General features: G+C 64.7%; 14 protein-coding genes and 1 riboswitch. Of the genes, 3 read left to right on the top strand and 11 right to left on the bottom strand.

Annotated elements, in window-relative coordinates:
• Positions 1 to 43 precede the first annotated feature (43 nt).
• Both ribB and HV753_RS17895 read right to left on the bottom strand, forming a co-directional pair.
• The gene (gene ribB / locus HV753_RS17900; protein ID WP_175175899.1) at positions 44 to 757 is read right to left on the bottom strand and encodes a 3,4-dihydroxy-2-butanone-4-phosphate synthase; all 714 of its coding nucleotides are present in this window, start codon (positions 755 to 757) and stop codon (positions 44 to 46) included.
• A gap of 112 nt (positions 758 to 869) precedes the next feature.
• Positions 870 to 1024: riboswitch (FMN riboswitch) on the bottom strand.
• A 155-nt stretch (positions 1025 to 1179) separates the two neighbouring features.
• Entirely contained in the window at positions 1180 to 1755 is a 576-nt protein-coding gene (locus HV753_RS17895; RefSeq protein WP_175175897.1) for an SET domain-containing protein, read from the bottom strand.
• A 116-nt stretch (positions 1756 to 1871) separates the two neighbouring features.
• Between HV753_RS17895 and HV753_RS17890 the strand changes: the two genes are divergently transcribed.
• The gene (locus HV753_RS17890; RefSeq protein ID WP_175175895.1) at positions 1872 to 2792 is read left to right on the top strand and encodes a bestrophin family protein; all 921 of its coding nucleotides are present in this window, start codon (positions 1872 to 1874) and stop codon (positions 2790 to 2792) included.
• Between the two features lie 7 nt (positions 2793 to 2799).
• On the opposite strand, the gene HV753_RS17885 is transcribed toward HV753_RS17890, so the two are convergent.
• A complete protein-coding gene (locus tag HV753_RS17885; protein WP_175175893.1) occupies positions 2800 to 3267 on the bottom strand; it encodes an Lrp/AsnC family transcriptional regulator in 468 nt (155 codons plus the stop codon).
• A 93-nt stretch (positions 3268 to 3360) separates the two neighbouring features.
• On the opposite strand from HV753_RS17885, the gene ilvB reads away from it, so the two are divergent.
• The gene (ilvB, locus tag HV753_RS17880; protein ID WP_175176199.1) at positions 3361 to 5187 is read left to right on the top strand and encodes a biosynthetic-type acetolactate synthase large subunit; all 1827 of its coding nucleotides are present in this window, start codon (positions 3361 to 3363) and stop codon (positions 5185 to 5187) included.
• A gap of 203 nt (positions 5188 to 5390) precedes the next feature.
• Here ilvB and HV753_RS17875 read toward each other — a convergent pair whose 3' ends face one another.
• The 5 genes from HV753_RS17875 to HV753_RS17855 all read right to left on the bottom strand — a co-directional run bounded on the left by HV753_RS17875 (position 5391) and on the right by HV753_RS17855 (position 11686).
• Positions 5391 to 6173, bottom strand: a complete 783-nt coding sequence (locus HV753_RS17875; protein WP_175175891.1) for an SDR family oxidoreductase — start codon at positions 6171 to 6173, stop codon at positions 5391 to 5393.
• A gap of 14 nt (positions 6174 to 6187) precedes the next feature.
• The gene (locus tag HV753_RS17870) at positions 6188 to 7042 is read right to left on the bottom strand and encodes an ABC transporter permease (RefSeq protein ID WP_175175889.1); all 855 of its coding nucleotides are present in this window, start codon (positions 7040 to 7042) and stop codon (positions 6188 to 6190) included.
• A gap of 13 nt (positions 7043 to 7055) precedes the next feature.
• The gene (locus tag HV753_RS17865; RefSeq protein WP_175175887.1) at positions 7056 to 7826 is read right to left on the bottom strand and encodes an ABC transporter ATP-binding protein; all 771 of its coding nucleotides are present in this window, start codon (positions 7824 to 7826) and stop codon (positions 7056 to 7058) included.
• Positions 7826 to 8884 carry an ABC transporter substrate-binding protein gene (locus tag HV753_RS17860; protein ID WP_175175885.1) on the bottom strand — a complete coding sequence of 353 codons (1059 nt, stop codon included), beginning with the start codon at positions 8882 to 8884 and terminating at the stop codon, positions 7826 to 7828. Before HV753_RS17860 ends, HV753_RS17865 begins: the two co-directional genes overlap by 1 nt.
• A 177-nt stretch (positions 8885 to 9061) precedes the next feature.
• Positions 9062 to 11686: a DNA topoisomerase III gene (locus tag HV753_RS17855; RefSeq protein WP_175175884.1), complete on the bottom strand. Its 2625-nt coding sequence runs from the start codon at positions 11684 to 11686 to the stop codon at positions 9062 to 9064.
• Positions 11687 to 11748: 62 nt separating this feature from the next.
• Here HV753_RS17855 and HV753_RS17850 point away from each other — a divergent pair, with 62 nt between their 5' ends.
• Entirely contained in the window at positions 11749 to 14376 is a 2628-nt protein-coding gene (locus tag HV753_RS17850; protein WP_175175883.1) for a GDYXXLXY domain-containing protein, read from the top strand.
• A gap of 10 nt (positions 14377 to 14386) precedes the next feature.
• On the opposite strand, the gene gluQRS is transcribed toward HV753_RS17850, so the two are convergent.
• From gluQRS to HV753_RS17835, 3 genes are all read right to left on the bottom strand, one after another.
• Entirely contained in the window at positions 14387 to 15265 is an 879-nt protein-coding gene (gene gluQRS / locus HV753_RS17845; RefSeq protein ID WP_175175881.1) for a tRNA glutamyl-Q(34) synthetase GluQRS, read from the bottom strand.
• Between the two features lie 28 nt (positions 15266 to 15293).
• The gene (locus HV753_RS17840) at positions 15294 to 15752 is read right to left on the bottom strand and encodes a Smg family protein (RefSeq protein ID WP_006227779.1); all 459 of its coding nucleotides are present in this window, start codon (positions 15750 to 15752) and stop codon (positions 15294 to 15296) included.
• A gap of 240 nt (positions 15753 to 15992) precedes the next feature.
• On the bottom strand, positions 15993 to 18017 hold the full coding sequence (locus tag HV753_RS17835) for a TRAP transporter permease (protein WP_175175879.1): 2025 nt from the start codon (positions 18015 to 18017) through the stop codon (positions 15993 to 15995).
• Between the last annotated feature and the right edge of the window lie 186 nt (positions 18018 to 18203).

Below are 18203 nucleotides of genomic sequence, written 5' to 3'. Positions count from 1 at the left end.
AAGACTGCGCGTGGGCGCAGCCTCCGATGCGTCAATGCCGGCCTTAGACCGTGGCCGCCATTTCCAGGACTTCGTCGTCCACGTTTTCTGCCTGGCCATCCTTCAGCTTTTGCAGATGGTCGGCCAGTTCGGCGATGGTCAGCGCGACCAGGCCATGCTGGGCGGCGTAGCGTTCCAGCGAGGCGCCACGCATCATGGTGCCGTCGGCGTTCATCAGTTCGCACAGCACGCCAGCCGGGCGCAGGCCGGCCAGCACGGCCAGGTCGACCGAGCCTTCGGTGTGGCCGCGGCGGGTCAGCACGCCGCCCGGTTGGGCGCGCAGCGGGAACACGTGGCCGGGGCTGACGATGTCGTCGCTTTGGGCCGAGGGCGAGATGGCGGCGCGGATCGTGGTGACGCGGTCCACGGCCGACACGCCGGTGCTGACGCCTTCACGCGCTTCGATGGAAACCGTGAAGGCGGTGGCGAAGCGGCTCTGGTTGCGCTGGACCATGGGGGGAAGTTCCAGGCGGTCCAGGGTGTCGCCGGGCAGGCACAGGCAGACGATGCCGCTACCGTCGCGGATCAGCTGGGCCATGACGGGCACGGTCAGCTTGTCGGCGGCAACGATCAGATCGGCTTCGTTCTCGCGGTCAAAGTCGTCCATGAGGATGACGGGACGGCCCAGGCGCAGATGATGCAGCGCGCGCTGCAAACGGGCAGCGAACGGTTGTGAAGCCAGGCTGGGAAGGGACTGCTGGGTATTGAGGCTGGACATTGAAACGCTCTCGCAAATAAAAGTGGGCGAAAAACGTTTCAGGGCTAATCGACTGCCGAACGCAATACGATCGTCCGGGCGCAAGCGCGCCCGGGCAATCGGGAATGTGCCGGCACATCTTCTCTCATCCGGACTATGACCGTCGGCTCTGGCATTTCACCAGATCTGCTGACCCCGATGTCCGTGAAGGACGCCGGGCGCTCGCGGGCTCGCCACATTGCATGGCATACCGCCGGTGGGGAATTACACCCCGCCCTGAAGACGTACTGCATGTCGTGTTAACGACTGTCGGGAATTGTACGCCTGTCTGGATTGGGGGGCGGAATATGCTTATTGCGGGGGGGGGGGATTGTTTTTTTGAGACGGGGTGGGTTCTTGAGGCGCCTGGCGCGGGGGCGCGTCAGTTGGAGGTTGGGCTGTCTTTACTTTGCCGTGGCGGGTGTTTTTGCCGCGGTTGCCGATTCGGCGGTTTTGGCCGCTTCCACGACGTTTGCCGTTGGGGGCTTTTCCGCTTTCTTCTTTTTCTTCTCAGGCAGCGCCAGCATCGTGCCGCGGCAGGGAGGCGTGCCGCACAGGCAGCGGTAGCCTTCCTTCAGGGCCTTGGTGATGCGGCCGTCCAGGACCAGGCCGTAGTCGTATGACAGCTCCGTGCCGCGAGGCAGGTCGCGCAGCGCGACGATGTAGACGCGCTTGCCGTGCTTGCCTTCCTGCGCCTCGCAGTTGGGTTCGCAGGAATGGTTGATCCAGCGGGCGTCGTTGCCTTCGTCGCCGCCGTCGATCACGCGCCCCGAGCTGAGCGCGAAGAAGAAGGTGTGGAAGGGATCGTCGGGATTGGTCGGGTGCCGCCGGTCGGCTTCCTTGGCGCTGATGCGCTCGCCGCCGTACTCAATGATGCGCGTGCCTGCGGGGATCTTGCGCGCGGCGAAGACGCCATTGCCATGCAGCTTGGAGCGGCGGACGACGTGCCAGGGCTTGATCGGGGTGGCTTCAGTGGTCATGGAGTCGAGGGGAGTCGGTTCGGTGGCGGTGAGACGAAACAGAATTATATCGGCGCGTTTTTGACAAGATGACAGGCGTATAGTGAGCGCGCCCTGTTCCTCTCTTGATATTGATCATGATCGTCCGTCCGCGTCCCTCTGCGCTGGCCTTGTTCTTCATTTTGCGTGGGTCCATCATCCCGCGCATTTTCAGCAGAATCCTCGTCATTACGCTGCTGTCGTGCGTCGTGGTGTGGATGTACCACCGCCAACTGTTCTCGCCCGCGCATCTGACCGCGGTGCCCTTCTCGCTCTTCGGCCTGGCGCTGTCGGTCTTCATGGGGTTTCGCAACAACGTCTGCTATGACCGCTGGTGGGAAGCCCGCAAGCAATGGGGAGATCTGATTGTGCAGGCACGCAGCCTGGCGCGTGAAAGCGCGGTGCTGCTGGCGGCCAGCACGGCCAACCCGGTGCAGGAACGGCTGGTGCGCCGTTGCATTGGTTTCGGCTATGGCCTGGTGGCGCGGCTGCGTGACCAGGACATGGTGCAAGCCGTGCGACCCTGGGTGCAGCCAGAGGAGTTGGAGACGCTGGCGGGCTGCCGCAATGTGCCGGACGCCCTGCTCATGGCGATCAACCGTGACCTGGCGGCCTGTCTGCGGCGCGGTGAGTTGAGCGACATCCTGTATCAGGGGCTGACCCAGCGCGTGGCGCAATGCGCCGCCATCCAGGCTGCCTGTGAACGCATCAAGTTCACGCCCTGCCCGTTCGCCTATTCGTTGCTGCTGCACCGCACGGCATGGCTGTTCTGCCTGCTGCTGCCGTTCGGCCTGGTGGGCACGCTGGAATACCTGACCCCCGTGGCGGTCATCATCATCGCCTACACCTTCTTCGGCCTGGATGCCCTGGGCGACGAACTGGAAGAGCCCTTCGGCCTGGAAGAAAATGACTTGCCGCTGTCGGCGCTGGCCCGCGTGATTGAAATCGACTTGCTGGAAGGCCTGGGCGTGCGTCCACTGCCGGAGTCGGCCGAGCCCAAGGACTACGTGTTGCGCTGAACGCGCTTCACGTCGGCCCGGTCAGAGGCAGCATGGTTTCCTTCAGGCGACGCAGCACGAAGCAGGATTTGCTGTGGCGGATGCCCGGGATGCGATAGAGCTGTTCACGCAGCAGGCGTTCGTAGTCGCGGGTGTCGCGCACGGCGATGCGGATGTAGTAGTCGTAGTCGCCCGACACCAGGAAAGCTTCCAGCACTTCTGGAATGGCTGCCAGCGCGCGGCCGAACTCGTACAGCGTTTCCTCGCTGTGGCTCTCTAGCGTGACGTGCACGATCACCGTGTCCATGAAGCCCAGGCTGGCCGGATCGATGTCCACGGTATAGCCGCGGATCACCCCGGCGCTTTCCATGCGCTTGATGCGATTCCAGCAGGGCGTGGACGACAAGCCCACCGCCGCGCCGATGTCGTTCAAGCTGGCGCGGGCGTTCTCTTGCAGCACCTTCAGAATGGCCAGGTCAAACTTGTCTAGGTTCATTTTCTTTGATTTCTCCAAATCGAAGATAAATTTACTCCGTTTGGTTGGTAATCGTGGAAAAGAAGATAAAAATTCTTCGTGGCTACGAATAAGATAGATAGCATGAACGATCGCCTGCACCCCACCGCCGCCGCCGCGCTTGCCGCCACCGAACCCCCCGTCGCGAACGGGGCGAAGATTCTGCTCGATACGTTGATTGCGCACGGCGTTGACACCGTGTTTGGCTATCCCGGGGGCGCGGTGCTGCCGCTGTACGACGCCTTGTATGCGGAACCACGCCTGCGCCACGTGCTGGTGCGCCATGAACAGGCCGCCGTGCATGCCGCGGAAGGGTATGCCCGCAGCACCGGCCGCACCGGCGTGGTGTTCGTGACATCCGGCCCCGGCATGGCCAACACCACGTCCGGCCTGCTGGACGCCATGTGCGATTCGATCCCGGTGCTGTGCATCAGCGGCCAGGTGGCGACGGCGGCCATCGGCACCGATGCCTTCCAGGAATGCGACGCCATCGGTATTTCACGCTCCGTGACGAAGTGGAATACCCAGATCCGCGCCGTGGACGACGTGGCCAACGTGACGTCCCGCGCGTTTGAACTGACCCGCCAGGGCCGGCCCGGCCCCGTGCTGGTCGATTTTCCCAAGGATGTGCAGTTGGCCGTGCCGCGCGACGCGGATGATGACGTGGCTTGCGTGCCATCGCAGCAGAGACTGGCCGCGCTGCGTGCGCGCCGGCAGGCAGGCAAGTTGGCGCCCAAGCTGCCACAGTCGGCCGTGCGCCGTGCCGCCGCGCTGATCGCTCAGGCCAAGCGTCCCATCTTTTACGGCGGCGGCGGCCTGGTGAATGCCGGCCCTGAGGCCTGCGAGGCCTTCACCGATCTGGTGCGCCACACCGGTGCGCCCTGCACCTTGACCCTGATGGGCCTGGGCGCCTTCCCGGCGTCCAGCCCGCAGTTCGTGGGCATGCTGGGCATGCACGGCACCGTCGAGGCCAATCTGGCCATGCACAACGCCGATCTGGTCGTTTGCATCGGCGCCCGCTTCGATGACCGCATCACCGGCAAGATCTCGGAGTTTTGCCCGCACGCGCGCAAGATCCATATCGATATCGACCCTGCTTCCATCAACAAGGTGGTGAGGGTGGACGTGGCGTTGGTGGGCGACTGCCTGCCGCTGGTGCGTGCGCTGCGCGCCGAACTGGGCGACGAACCGATGGACGCGGCACGATTGGCGCCCTGGTTCAAGCGGATCGACATCTGGCGCCAGCAGGACTGCCTGGCCTTCACGCCCGCGGCTGACGCGATCTTGCCGCAACATTTGATGTCGAGCCTGAACGCCGCGCTGTCCAGCCGCGATGCCATCGTTTCCACCGACGTGGGCCAGCATCAAATGTGGGCCGCGCAGTACCTGCGTTTCGACAAGCCCAACCGCTGGCTGACCTCGGGCGGCGCGGGCACCATGGGCTACGGCGTGCCGGCGGCCATTGGCGCGCAGGTGGCGCATCCGGACAAGACGGTGGTGTGCGTCAGCGGCGATGCGTCGGTGCTGATGAACATCCAGGAATTGTCCACCGCCATGCAGCATCAGACGCCCGTGAAGGTCGTGCTGTGCAACAACGGCTACATGGGCATGGTGCGCCAGTGGCAGGAACTGATCCACGGCGGCCGCTACAGCCACAGCTACAACGCATCCCTGCCCGATTTCGTGGCGCTGGCGCGTGCGTTCGGCTGGGGCGCGGCCCGGGTGGATGATCCGGCCAAGCTGGAGGCCGCGCTGGCCGAGTGCCTGGCGCATGACGGCCCCTATTTCCTGGACGTCGCGGTGACGGCGCAGGAAAACTGCTTCCCGATGATGCCGGCCGGGCATGGTCATCAGAAGATGATGCTGGCCGAAGGCGTGTGGTATCAGGACGAGACGACCTGACGGGTGGAGATGGGTTGCGCGCGATGCCGGGCGCTTGCGTAGGGCGATCTTCTCGCGCTTCACCCATCCTACAAATGTAGGATGGGTGAAGCGCGCGCCGACAGCCATGTTTCAAGACGCCGGCAGCCGCGCAACCCATCACCGCCCCAAACTGAAATCACCGCCTCAAATTTGAATCACCGCTTCAAACTGAAATCACCGCCTCAAAACTGAATAGACAGCCCGCCGTCCACCACCAGCACATGTCCGTTCACATAGGACGCTGCCGGGGAGGCCAGGAACACGGCCGCACCGGCGATTTCTTCCGGTTCGCCCCAGCGTCCCGTCGGATTGCGCGCCGCGATGCGCGGTCCAACATTCGGGTTGGCGATCATTTCCGCATTGGTTTCCGTGGCAAACGTGCCGGGCGCAATGGCGTTGCTGGTGATGTTGCGGCCGCCGAATTCCGCTGCCAGCGCGCGCACCATGCCGGTCAGGCCTTGCTTGGCCGCGGGATAGACCGCGTCGCCTGAGCGCGCCAATTCCCCCACGACAGAGGTAATCGCGATCAACCGTCCGCCGCCCTGGCGCACCATGCGCTCGGCCGCGAACTTGGCCAGCACCATGCCTGCCACCAGGTCGGTGTCGATCAGTTCGCGGATCTCGGCCGTGCTGGAGTCCGCCAGTGTCTTGCGGTTGCGCGCGCCCACGTTGTTCACCAGGATGTCCAGGCGGCCATGGTCGCGGTCGATCCGCGCAAACGCCTGTTCCACGGCGGTGTCATCACTGACGTCGAACGGCAGCGCGTGCGCATCCAACCCGGCGTCCGTCAGTTCAGCGGCGGCCGCGTCCGCCGCCTGGATATTGCGTCCGTTGATCAACACGCGCGCGCCGCAGCCGGCCAGCGCCCGGGCAATGCAGAAGCCCAGCCCACGGGCGGATCCGGTGACGAGCGCGACCTGGCCGGTCAGGTCGAAGTTGCGGAGATAGGGTAGTGAAGTCGTCATGAGTGTGGTCTCGGCTATTCCCGGAATTCCGGCGCCCAATGCAGCAACCGGCGTTCCAGCCACGTTACACAGTACACAAGCGCGATGCCAACAATGGATAGCAAGGTCACCGCCGCGAACATGTCGGTGGCGTTCAGCGTCGCCAGCGCGGTGATCATCAGGTAGCCCATGCCGGTGGTGGACCCCACGAATTCAGCCAGCACCACGCCGATCAATGCAAAGCTGATGGCGTTGGGCAAGGCGGCGAAGGTCCAGGCCGCGGCGGTCGGGATGCGCACGCGCCACAGGATCTGGCGCGGTGAACCGCCCAGCGTGCGGCAGAAGTCGACCAGTTCGCGTTCGACGCTGCGGCCGCCCTTGTAGGTGTTGAAGAACACCAGGAAGAACACCACGAACCAGGACGTCACCACCTTGGACGCCAGCCCCAGGCCGAAGAACATGGTGATGAGCGGCACGAACGCAATGCGCGGCATCGAGTTGAACGCCACGATGAACGGGTTGAACACGTCGGCCAGGAAGCGGCTGCGGGAAAGCGTCATGCCGACGATGAAGCCGCTGCCCACGCCCACCACCAGCCCCACCATCGTGGCTTGCAGCGTCAGCCACAAGTGCGGCCAGACCGAGCGCGGGCCGGGCTGCATCCATTCCCACAACCGCACCGCCACGCGCGACGGCTGGCTGATGAAGAACGGGTCGAACAGCGTGTTCTGCGTGAACCACGGAATCCGCGTGAGGGTCTCCCAGGCGCCCAGGATGACGGCAAGGATCAGCACTTGCCACAGGGTGATGCGCACGCGGCGAGCGATGCCGGCGCGACGGTCCAGCCGCAGCTGGTCTTGCAGGGAATCAGAGGTTTCAGTCGGCATCATGGCGCGTGGGGAATCAGGCGGCGGCGCGGAACTGCTGGCCCAGCACGCTCCAGAGACTTTGCACGTGGGCGACGAACTGCGGGGTTTCACGCAGCGTGAAGACGTCGCGCGGATGCGGGATGCGGATGCGCTCGTCCAGCAACACGCGGCTGGGCGGGCCGGACAGCACGACCACGCGATCCGATAGCAGGATGGCTTCGTCCAGGTCATGCGTGACCATGACGATGGTCTGGCCCAGCTTGCGCCAGATTTCCATGAGCTCGCGATGCAGGTGCGTCTTGGTGTGGGTGTCCAGCGCGCCGAAGGGTTCGTCCAACAGCAGGATGCGGGGTTCGACGGCCAGGCTCATCAAGAGCGCCACGCGCCGCCGCATGCCCCCCGAGAGCTGATGCGGGAAGGCGTCAGCGAAGGCGCTGAGATGGCCCAGTTCCAGCAGTTCGGCCACGCGGCGTTCGATCCGGTCGGCCGGCACGCCCTGGAACTTCAGGCCCAGCGCCACATTCTTTCGGACGCTGAACCAGGGCAGCAAGGTGTCTTTCTGGAAGATATAGCCCAGCGCCGGCGGCACCTGCCCGTCCACGATCTGGCCGTCCACGCGAATGGTGCCGGTGGTGGGCCGCAGAAAGCCGGCAATCATGTTCAGCAGCGTGCTCTTGCCGCAGCCCGAGGGGCCGACGATGGAAACGAATTCTCCCGCTTCGATCGTCAGGCTGACCTCGCCCACCGCATGCGTCGTGCCCTGGCGCGACTGGTACGCCTTGCCAACCTTGTCCAGCGTGATCATCAGAGGCCCCGCGCTTTCCGCACGAAGCTCATGTTCACGCATTTGGCATAGGGCACGGTCTTGATTTCGTCGTTCGAGAACTGGCGGCCGTCGCCCATGATGGCCGTCATGCGGTTGTAGGCGTCTTCGGTGATGACGTTGTCCTTCAGGAACACGGTGTCCTTGTAGACACCCAGCGTCTTTTCGATGGCGGCGCGCGGGAATGCGTTCAGGTAGTCGTCGTAGATCACGTCGGTGATGCCTGCCGCGGTGTTGGCGGTGATGAAGTCCTGCGCCTTGACCATCGCGGTCACGAAGGCCTGCACCACTTCAGGGCGTTTCTGGATGGTGTCTTCCAGTGTCAGCGCGGCGATGCCGGGGACGTCGCCGCCCATGAACTCGTTCCACGAGCTTTCGGTGGTGGCGTCAAAAATGGGCACGCCCCAGCCCTCTTGGCGGGCCTGTTCCATCATGGACATGGTGGCCATGCTGGCCGAGACCGAACCGGTCTTCAATGCGCCCAGCATGGTGGCCAGATCGCCCAGCGGGCGGATGTCGACCTTGTCGCCCACGCCGGCCTTTTGCATCAGGTAAACCGCCATCAGCCAGGTGCTGGACTGCGGCTGGGTGGCGCCCACGCGCTTGCCGGCCAGGTCTTTCAAGGATTTGATCTTGCCGCTGTCGAAGTCTTCGCGGCGCACGATGACGTTGGCGTAGGTGAGCTTGCGGTCAAAGCCGAACACCAGCGACGCAGGCTTGCCAGCGATGGTCAGCGCGGGCGCGGCGGTGGCCGCGGTGGCGCCAAACGCAATCTGGCCGGCGGCCAATAGCTGGTTGGTGCGCGGGCCGCTTTGTGAATTCAGGTATTCGACGTCCAGCCCGCCTTCGCTGAAATAGCCCTTTTTCAGCGCGACATAGCCGGCCGCGAAAAAGGGGTCGATGCTGCCCTGGCCGTAGACGATGCGGCCCAGCTTGGGCTGAGCGAAGGCCACGCGCCCGTTAAGCAGGCTGACGCCGGCCAGCGCCCCGGCAGCGGCCAGCACGCGGCGGCGGGTAGTGAAATCGGGGCTGTGGGTCATGTCGTCCTCGGAATTGATTGGGTTGCAGCTGTTTGGCGACAACAATACCCCAGCGCTTGCCGCCCAACAATGGAAAACGCCCGGTTGCCCGGGCGTTGGTCTTTCTGTTGCGCGATTGATGGGTTGCGCGCGGCGGGCACCGTGTTCTTGGACACGGTTTGCCGCGCTTGACCCATCCTACGCCGTGGTTTTCTTCGGCGCTGCCTTTTTCACGGCCTTTTTGGCTGCGGTTTTCGTGGCCGTTTTGGTCGCGGTCTTCTTCACCGCGGCTTTCTTGGCCGGCGCCTTCTTCGCGGCGGTCTTGGTGGCCGTTTTCGCAGCCGTCTTGGATGGCGCGCGACCCGGCTTTTCAGGACGCGGCTCGAATTCAAAGCCGATCTTGCCGTCCGGCTGGCGCACCAGGAATGCCTTGAACTTGCGATTGGTGCGGCTGGACACAAAGCCTTCAAGCAGGTCGGTGCGACCGTCGGTCAGCAGCTTGCCCATCTGCTGGGCGGAGATCTCCTGTTGCAGGATGACCTTGCCCGAGCGGAAGTCGCAGCTCTTTTCGGGGCCGACGGACTTTTCGCAGACGTAGCTCATGCCGTGCTCGAACACGCGCGACTGGCACTTCGGGCAAGACCCCACCGGCGTGTGGCCAGAGAAGTCCACCGCTTCGGCGTCGTCTTCGTCGTTCTGGCCGAAGTCGAATTCCAGCTTGTATTCATCGCTGATCCGCAGGATGGCGGCGAACGGCCGACCCATCTTGCTGATGAAGCCTTGCAGTGGGCCGATCTCGCGCTTGGCCAGCAATTCCTCGACTTCCGGGAGTTCAAACGTACGGCCGCCCGGGTGCTTGCCAATCGAGAAATCGCAAGCGGTGCAGGCAAAGCGGCGATAGTTTTCCTTCACCACGGCGCCGCACTTGGGGCACGGCGTTTGCAGCGTGGCGTAGTCGCCCGGCACGGTGTCGCGCTCGTATTCCTTGGCGCGCTTGACGATGACTTGCGTCATCTGCGCGATTTCGCGCATGAAGGCCTCGCGGCCCAGCCCGCCCTGCTCGATCTGCTTGAGCTTGTGTTCCCATTCGCCCGTCAGTTCGGGCGAGGTCAATTCGGTGACGTCCAGGCCGGACAGCAAGGTCATCAGCTGGCGGGCCTTGGCGGTGGGCACCAGGTCGCGGCCTTCGCGGCGCAGATAGACCTCGTTCAACAGGCCTTCGATGATGGCCGCGCGGGTGGCCGGCGTGCCCAGTCCGCGTTCGGACATGGCCTCGCGCAGTTCTTCGTCGTCCACCAGCTTGCCGGCGCCTTCCATGGCGGACAGCAAGGTGCCTTCATTGAACCGGGCGGGCGGCTTGGTCGACAGGCCGACGGCTTCCACGTCCTCGGTGCGCACGGTCTCGCCGTCCGCCACGGGCACCAGGTTGGCGTCTTCGCCCTGGGCTTCCTTGCCATAGACGGCCAGCCAGCCCGGGGTGACCAGCACCTTGCCGTCGGTGCGGAAGCGATGCCCCTGCACTTCGGTCAGACGGGTGGTGACGCGGTATTCCGCAGCCGGGAAGAACACGGCCAGGAAGCGCTTGAGCACCAGGTCGTACAGCTTGGCCTCGGCTTCGCTCAGGTCATGCGGGATTTGCAGCGTGGGGATGATGGCAAAGTGATCCGACACCTTCTTGTTGTCGAAGATGCGGCGGTTTGGCTTCACCCATTGCTGGCTGACCACCGTATCCGCGTGGCGCGACAGTCCGCCCACGGCATTCGAGCCGCCCTTGGCCAGCGCGCGCATCGTTTCCTGCACCGTGGCGATGTAGTCCTCGGGCAGGTAGCGCGAATCGGTACGCGGGTAGGTCAGCGCCTTGTGGCGTTCGTACAGGGTCTGGGCCAGCGACAGCGTGGTCTTGGCCGAAAAGCCGAAGCGGCCGTTGGCCTCGCGCTGTAGCGACGTCAGGTCGTACAGGGCCGGCGACATCTGGGTCGACGGCTTGGATTCCTCGGTGACGTTGCCCGGCTGGTCGCGGCAGGCGGCCACCACGCTCTGGGCGGCAGCGGCCGACCACAGGCGCGATTCGCGCTTTTCCGGGTCGCGGTCGTCTTTCTTGAATTGCGGGTCGATCCAGCGGCCTTCGTACAGGCCGGCGGCGGCCACGAAGGTGGCGCGCACTTCCCAGTAATCGCGGGGCACGAAGCGGCGGATGCGCTCTTCGCGCTCGGCGACGATCGCCAGCGTGGGTGTTTGCACGCGGCCGACCGGCGTCTTGAAGAAACCGCCGTCCTTGCTGTTGAAGGCCGTCATGGCGCGGGTGCCGTTGATGCCCACCAGCCAATCGGCTTCGGCGCGCGAGCGGGCAGCCGCTTCCAGCGGCTTCAACTGGGCGTCGTCGCGCAAGTTCGCGAAGGCCTCGCGGATGGCGGCCTGCGTCATGGATTGCAGCCACAGGCGCTGGATGGGCTTCTTCACGCCAGCGTACTGAATGATGTAGCGGAAGATCAGTTCGCCTTCTCGTCCCGCGTCACAGGCATTGATGATCGAGTCCACGTCCTTGCGCTTGGCCAGGCGGACCAGCAGCTTGAGGCGTTCGGCGGACTTTTTGTCGGTGGGGCCCAGCTCGAATTCCGGCGGAATCACGGGCAGGTGCGTGAAGCTCCACTTTCCCTTGACCGGATCGTTGGGCGCGACCAAGCTCAGCAGGTGGCCGATGCTGGACGCGAGTACGTAACGTTCGCTTTCAAAATAGTCGCCCTCGCGCGCAAAGCCTCCCAAGGCGCGTGATATATCAAGGGCCACCGAGGGCTTCTCGGCAATAATCAGCGTTTTATTCATGTGTATCCAGTGGCGGTAGTCCCGCCTTAGTAGCGCGGATAATAAGATCGGAGATTCGCCAGATGCAAGTCGGCACTGAAAGACAAGCGGGATCCGAACTGCACGCTTGGCGCCAATTCTTGGCGCGAAGCACCCTTTGGCTAGGCGTTTTGCTGCTTGGCAGCGCTGCGATTTGCTGGGTCGCCGCCAACTGGCAGGACATGACAAAAGTGCAGCGCTTTGCCGGCACGCAAGGTCTGCTGGCCATATCCGCACTGGCTGCCGCCTGGGCCGGCCTGCGGCTTCGGGGTACCCCCGGTGTGCGGCGCAGCATCCCTGGCGCGCTCCTGGCTTTGGCCGGCATTTTGCTGGGCGCCTTGCTCGCGTTATTAGGCCAAACTTACCAGACTGGCGCCGATACCTGGGAATTGTTCGCCTGGTGGGCGCTGCTGTTGCTGCCCTGGGCCCTGGCCGCGGGCAGTCAGGTGGTGTGGTTATTGTGGGTCTTGGTGTTGAACGTGGCGGCCGCGCTATGGCTGGGCGAACGGATGTTCACCTGGCTGTTGGTGATTGGCGGATCGGACGCTTTCTCCCTGCTCATGGCGGGGCTGAACCTGTTGCTGTTGCTGGGCTGGGAACTGGCGGCTCGCCGTTGGCGGGCCAGTACGGTCTTTGGCCCGCGCATCCTGGCGGCGCTTGTCATCAGCGCGTTGGTGATGGCTCTGATGCTCAGCAGCTTTTTGGGCAACGTAGCGACATTCAACGGCATTGCCTGGATCGCCGTGACCCTGGGGCTGGGCTTTTATTATCATCGGGGCCGGCGCGACCTGATCATCCTGGCCATGCTGGCGGCTGGCGTCATCTGCGTGTCGCTACGCTTCGTGGGCGAATGGCTGCTGCGCCTGGAACCGGGCGTCTGGGCCGCGCTGCCGCTGGCGGCCCTGCTCATGGCCGAAGCCGTGCTGGCAGCCCGCTGGCTACGTCAATTGGCCGCGGAGTCCCGCAGCACGGTGCCGGCGGCCGATGCCGAACCTTCATCGGCGTCGGCAGGGAATGCGGTCGAGCCTGCTGATTCGGCCGCGCCGGTCGCGCAACTGGCGCCCGCTGCCACGCCACAGGCGGAATCGCCCTGGTACGTGCAATGCCTGCTGGGCCTGAGCGCCTGGCTGGCCACGCTGCTGCTGCTGGTCTTCGTCGCCTTTTCGGGCATTGTCACGTCCGAGGAAGGCGCGCTGATAGCGGGGCTGGTGCTGTGTGGCGCGGGCGTGGCGGTGCTGCGCAGCGACGCTGGCCCGTTCTGGCGCCAGTGCGGCACGGCCATGGCCTTTGCCGGCCAGCTCCTGATTGTCTACGGCATGTCCGATTCCACGTCCTTCACCAACGCCTGCTTCTTCGTGCTGTTGATGGCCGCGGTCGTGTATGCGCTGGGACCGGACATGATCCTGCGCTTCCTGAGCGGGCTGTTGATCGCGACGGCCGGCGCCGCCTTGATCTGGCGCGGCTTGTCCCCCGAACTGTTGCGCAACGTCGACCTGCTGGATGCCTGGCTGGATTTTGACCCGGCGCGCGCCAGCTTCGTGTGGCTGCCCATCGCCGTGATCGGCGCCTGGGCCACCGCCGTGACGCTGACCTTGAGCCATCGCCTGGGCAGCAAGCGCGGCCATGCGCTGCAACCGCTGGCCTGGGCCTTCCTGTTGTCCGTGCAAGGCATGGTGTGGCTGGCGGGCGGGATTTCCGCCCAGCATCTGCCCGGCATGTGGCAACTGAATCCGCAAGGCGCCTTGTTGGTCGTTGCGGGCGCGTTGTTGCCGGCGGCGGCAGCAATGGCCGTGCTGTGGCCCCGGCGTCATGTGCTGACCGCGGGCGTCACATGGGGGGTTCCGATTGCGCTGCTGATCCTGGCGTTCTTCTGGCTTCCCAGTCCGGGCGTGGGTTTTGCGCTGGCCTGGCTGCTGCTGGGCTTTGGCCTGAACCAGTTGCGTGTGGCGATTTTCGGCGTGATGAGCCTGTTGGCGTACCTGGGCGTCTATTACTACCAGCTGGACGTTCCGCTGTTGCAAAAAGCCTTGTGGCTGGGCGGTGGCGCGCTGCTGCTGTTCATCTTGCGCGGTCTGGTCTGGCTGGTGCCGCGCCTGATGCGCACGCAATCCACCAGCCGGCGCGCACCGCTGCCCCCGGTCTCGGCGCCTTTGCGCTGGCGCACGCTGGGCATTCTGGGGGGCCTGGCCTTGGTGCTGGTGGTGGCCAACGGCGGCATCTGGCAGCGCGAGAAGCTGCTGGCCACGGGCAAGGTCGTCATCCTGGAACTGGCGCCGGTGGATCCCCGGTCGCTGATGCAGGGTGACTACATGGCGCTGGACTTCGCCGCCAGCCGCGACATCACGCGCCTGCGCCTGGGCGGCGATCGGCCCGTGGATGACGAGACCCTGCCGGGTTTCGAGCCCGACGGCTATGTGATGCTACAGACGGACGCGCGCGGCGTGGCCACGCCGCTGCGCATTCAGCCTGAGGTGCATCCGCATGCCGACAGCGAGGTGCCGCTGCGCTACCGCGTCCGTGATCGCGGTGTGCGCATTGTGACCAATGCCTGGTTCTTCCAGGAAGGCGAGGCCCAGCGTTTTGAAGTGGCCCGCTACGGCGAGTTGCGGGTGGCCGACAACGGCGAGGCCCTGCTGGTGCGGATGCTGGGGGCGGACTTGCAGCCGTTGTAGCCCGCGCAGGTCAGGGGAAGCGCCGCGCCCATTGCGCGGTGGCTTCGCGCAGGAATCGTTCGTGGTCGGCGCACGTGGCAAGGGGTGCGAAGCCCAAGGCGCTCCAGGCGCCTTGCAATGTCTTGAGCGGCGCTTGCGTATTCAGGGCGGGGGCGCCATTCTGCTTGGATAATTTCAGGCCGCTGGCGGGGTCCAGGATCAGCGGCACGTGCAGGTAGCGCACCGGGGGCAGGTCCAGCAACCGGCCCAGCACGCGCTGGCGGGCCGTGGAACTGAGCAGGTCCGCGCCGCGCACGACATCGGTCACGCCCTGCGCGGCGTCGTCCACCACCACGGCCAGCTGATAGGCCCACAGGCCGTCCGCGCGCCGCAAGGCGAAGTCGCCCACCGCTTGGGCCACGTCCTGCTCTTGCGGGCCCAACCAGCGGTCTTCAAAGTGTTCAACACCTTCCGGGACGCGCAAGCGCCAGGCGCGTGCCTGGCGGCCTGCCGGCAAGCCATGACGGCAGGTGCCGGGATACGGACGTTCGCCGTCCGCGCCGGGCACCGTCTGGCCGCGTAGCGCCGAATCGGCGATTTCGCGCCGGGTGCAGCCACAGCCATAGATCAGGCCGCTTGCCGCCAAGGTATCGAAGGCGGATTGGTAAGCGGCATTGCGCTGGGATTGCCACATGAGCTCGCCGTCCCAATGCAGGCCCAGTGCCTCCAGCTGCGCCATGATGGTGTCGGCGGCGCCCGCGACGGTGCGGGGCGTGTCCACGTCTTCCATGCGCAGCAGCCAGCGCCCGCCGTGGGCGCGGGCATCCAGCCAACTGGCCAGGGCGGCCACAAGCGAACCCGCATGGAGCGGGCCGCTGGGGCTGGGGGCGAATCGGCCTACATAGGTCACAGCAAGAACAAGGGGCCCGCGCGTGGGGTCAATGCAACAGCCGCACGCCTTCTTCGTCCAGCAGCTCTTCCAGGACCAGGTTGTCGATCTCGGCTTCCTGGCTCCAGAGAACCATGAGGGCGATGATCTTGATCTTGGATAGCGGCACGGGCGTTTCCGGCGAGGCCAGGCCCCGGTCGATCACGATTTCACGCAATGGCGCCGGCAACACGCCCGCCGATTCCAGGAAGGCGATGAAGCCGATGGATTCGGTGCCGAGCTGGCTGTATTCGTTGTCGGTGTAGATCCGGGTTCCAGAGGTGGGAGCCTGAGCGAGGTCGACACATCGTTCGGTGGTCTCGGCCAAACCGTACAGCCAGCCGAGAGCGTCGTCGATGTCTTCGTGCTCGAAACCGGCGGCGGCAAGCCGCTTGGCGAGCACATCGGCCGCGGGACAGGCTTGCGGCGTGTAGTAATTCTCGAACAGATAAACCAGGATATCGAACATATGGCGCAGTTTTGTGCCTGTTTGCACAGTCGGCCCGCAGATCGGCAGACCAGCAAACATGAATTTTACTTTACGCTGATTTATTTAGCCGGGCAACCGGCGAAAAGCCGGAATGTTGTATGGCGTCACCCTGCGGCCACATGCCGACATTTTGCCCGGTTTTGCTGACAGAATTGACGATTGTGCAAATAAAAGGGGCAGACCCATGGGGTCCGCCCCTGTTTCTTCGAGTCAAACGTGTCAGGCCGGCTTCGGCGCACTCTCCAGTTTCAGTTGGGTCAGTTGCCGGATGAAGACGGGAATGCAGATGGCCAATCCGATCAGGCCGCTGATCACGCCGGGCACGATCGTCAGCAATGCGCCGATCGTGCACAGCCAGCGTTCCCAACTTTTCATGCCCACCAGCATGTAGCGCGAGAACGCCGCCGACAGCAGTACCAGCCCCACCATGCAGCCGAACAAGGTCACGAAGAAGTCGTACCAGGTGAAGCCCTGCACCGAGATCAGCAGCGACGGCGAGAACACGAACACGAACGGCACGATGAGCTTGGTGATGCCCAGCCTGAACGCCGTGTTCCCGGTCTTGAAGGGATCACTGCCCGCCATGCCCGCCGCCGCATAGGCCGCCAGCGCCACGGGGGGCGTGATGTCCGCCAGGATGCCGAAATAGAACACGAAGAAGTGCGCGGCGATGGGCTGCACACCCAACTGCACCAGCGTGGGCGCGGCGACGGCCACCATGATCAGGTAGTTCGCCGTGGTGGGGATGCCGCAGCCCATCAGGATGCAGACGATGCCGGTCATGATCAGCGCCGCCACCAGTGTCAGCGACTGCGTGTTGGCAATGGCATCCGGAATCACCATGGCGGCGACGCCGGCTACGGATTGCGCCGCCGAGATCACGATGTACGACACCTTGAAGCCCACGCCCGTCAGCGTCACCACACCGATCACGATGCCCACGGTGCCTGCGGCGGCGCCGACGGCCAGTGCGTATTTCGCGCCGGTCTCGAAGGCTTCGTAGAGGTCGCGCAGACGCAGCCGCTGGAACGGGTTCAGCATGCCGACGATGACGCAGCCCGTGATGCCCGCGAACGCGGCCAGATAAGGGGTGCGGCCGCTGGCCAGCACGCCGATCAGCAAGAACAGCGGAATCAGCGTCGGCCACCGCATCTTGAACGACTGCTTGAGCTTGGGCATCTCTTCGGCCGTCAGTCCGCGCAGGCCTTCGCGCTTGGCCTCGAAGTGCACCTGCATGAACAGGCCAAAGAAGTACAGGAATGCCGGGAAGATGCCGGCGATTGCGATCTGCTGGTACGGGATGCCCAGGAATTCGATCATCAGGAAGGCCGCGGCGCCCATGATGGGCGGCGTGATCTGCCCGCCGGTGCTGCTTGCGGCCTCGACGCCAGCGGCGAAGTGACGTGGGTAACCGACGCGGATCATGGCGGGAATGGTCAGTGATCCCACCGTGACGGCGTTGGCCACCGAAGAACCCGACAGCATGCCGAACATGGCCGAGCCGAACACCGACACCTTGGCGGGGCCGCCCGCATAACGGCCGGCAATGGTCGACGCGACATCCAGGAACAGCTGGCCCAGCCCGATGCGGGTGGCCAGCACGCCGAACAGCACGAAGTGGAACACGTAGGTGGCCACCACGCCGACCGCCACGCCATATACGCCCTGGCTGGTCAGATACATGTGGTTGACGATCTGGGACCAGGTATTGCCCGCGTGTTGCAGCAAGCCGGGGAAGTACGGGCCGAACATGGCGTAGGCCATGAACACCAGGGCGATGATGGGCAGTGGCCAGCCCATCGCGCGCCGGGTGGCTTCCAGCAGGCCGATCAGCAGGATCGAACCCATGAAAACGTCGATGGGCAAGGGATTGCCGACGCGGAACGCCAGGTCGTCAAAGATGAACGGGATGTACATCACCGACAGCGCCAGCGCGATCGCGATGATCCAGTCGTACAGCGGAATGCCGCCCGGCGCGTACCAGGTGGACTTGGGCTCGCGCTGGTAGTGCGCTTTGGAAAAGCCGAAGACCAGGAAGATCAGGCTCAGCACGAAGGCCAGATGCACGCCGCGGTGGGTAGCCTCGCGCAGCAGGCCGAAGCCGGCGGTGTAGTAATGGAAGATCGAGAGCGTGACGAGCAGCCCTGAAACGATCCAGGTGGCGGTCTTGTCCAACGGCCGGAAGCGGATCTCGGAATCGTACTTCTCCGCCAACTGCTGGGTTTTTTCGTGGTCTATTTCCATCGCCGTAACTCTTTGGGTGAATCAGCAAGCAGGGCCGCTCGTGGCGGCCCTGCTCAAGCGCGGCGTGGAATACGCCGCAGGTATTTGAAATGTGCCCGGCCTCTTGCAGCTAAACGGCACGCCCGCCGCACAACGCCGCCGCCACCGCCGCCGCCACCGATCCGGGCCGCGTGGATCCGGCTTCGC

It is taken from the genome of Achromobacter pestifer (assembly GCF_902859625.1).
GTDB classification, from domain to species: Bacteria; Pseudomonadota; Gammaproteobacteria; order Burkholderiales; family Burkholderiaceae_B; genus Achromobacter; species Achromobacter pestifer.
Note: the sequence above shows the minus strand (reverse complement) of the source record. Positions and strands in the feature narration are given on the sequence as shown.

Coding starts and splice junctions, on each gene's coding strand:
- HV753_RS17855 (WP_175175884.1), bottom strand. CDS start 11,686: ATGAATAAAACGCTGATTATTGCCGAGAAGCCCTCGGTGGCCCTTGAT.
- HV753_RS17840 (WP_006227779.1), bottom strand. CDS start 15,752: ATGTTCGATATCCTGGTTTATCTGTTCGAGAATTACTACACGCCGCAA.
- ribB (WP_175175899.1), bottom strand. CDS start 757: ATGTCCAGCCTCAATACCCAGCAGTCCCTTCCCAGCCTGGCTTCACAA.
- HV753_RS17870 (WP_175175889.1), bottom strand. CDS start 7,042: ATGATGCCGACTGAAACCTCTGATTCCCTGCAAGACCAGCTGCGGCTG.
- HV753_RS17860 (WP_175175885.1), bottom strand. CDS start 8,884: ATGACCCACAGCCCCGATTTCACTACCCGCCGCCGCGTGCTGGCCGCT.
- HV753_RS17890 (WP_175175895.1), top strand. CDS start 1,872: ATGATCGTCCGTCCGCGTCCCTCTGCGCTGGCCTTGTTCTTCATTTTG.
- HV753_RS17875 (WP_175175891.1), bottom strand. CDS start 6,173: ATGACGACTTCACTACCCTATCTCCGCAACTTCGACCTGACCGGCCAG.
- HV753_RS17885 (WP_175175893.1), bottom strand. CDS start 3,267: ATGAACCTAGACAAGTTTGACCTGGCCATTCTGAAGGTGCTGCAAGAG.
- HV753_RS17835 (WP_175175879.1), bottom strand. CDS start 18,017: ATGGAAATAGACCACGAAAAAACCCAGCAGTTGGCGGAGAAGTACGAT.
- HV753_RS17895 (WP_175175897.1), bottom strand. CDS start 1,755: ATGACCACTGAAGCCACCCCGATCAAGCCCTGGCACGTCGTCCGCCGC.
- HV753_RS17850 (WP_175175883.1), top strand. CDS start 11,749: ATGCAAGTCGGCACTGAAAGACAAGCGGGATCCGAACTGCACGCTTGG.
- HV753_RS17865 (WP_175175887.1), bottom strand. CDS start 7,826: ATGATCACGCTGGACAAGGTTGGCAAGGCGTACCAGTCGCGCCAGGGC.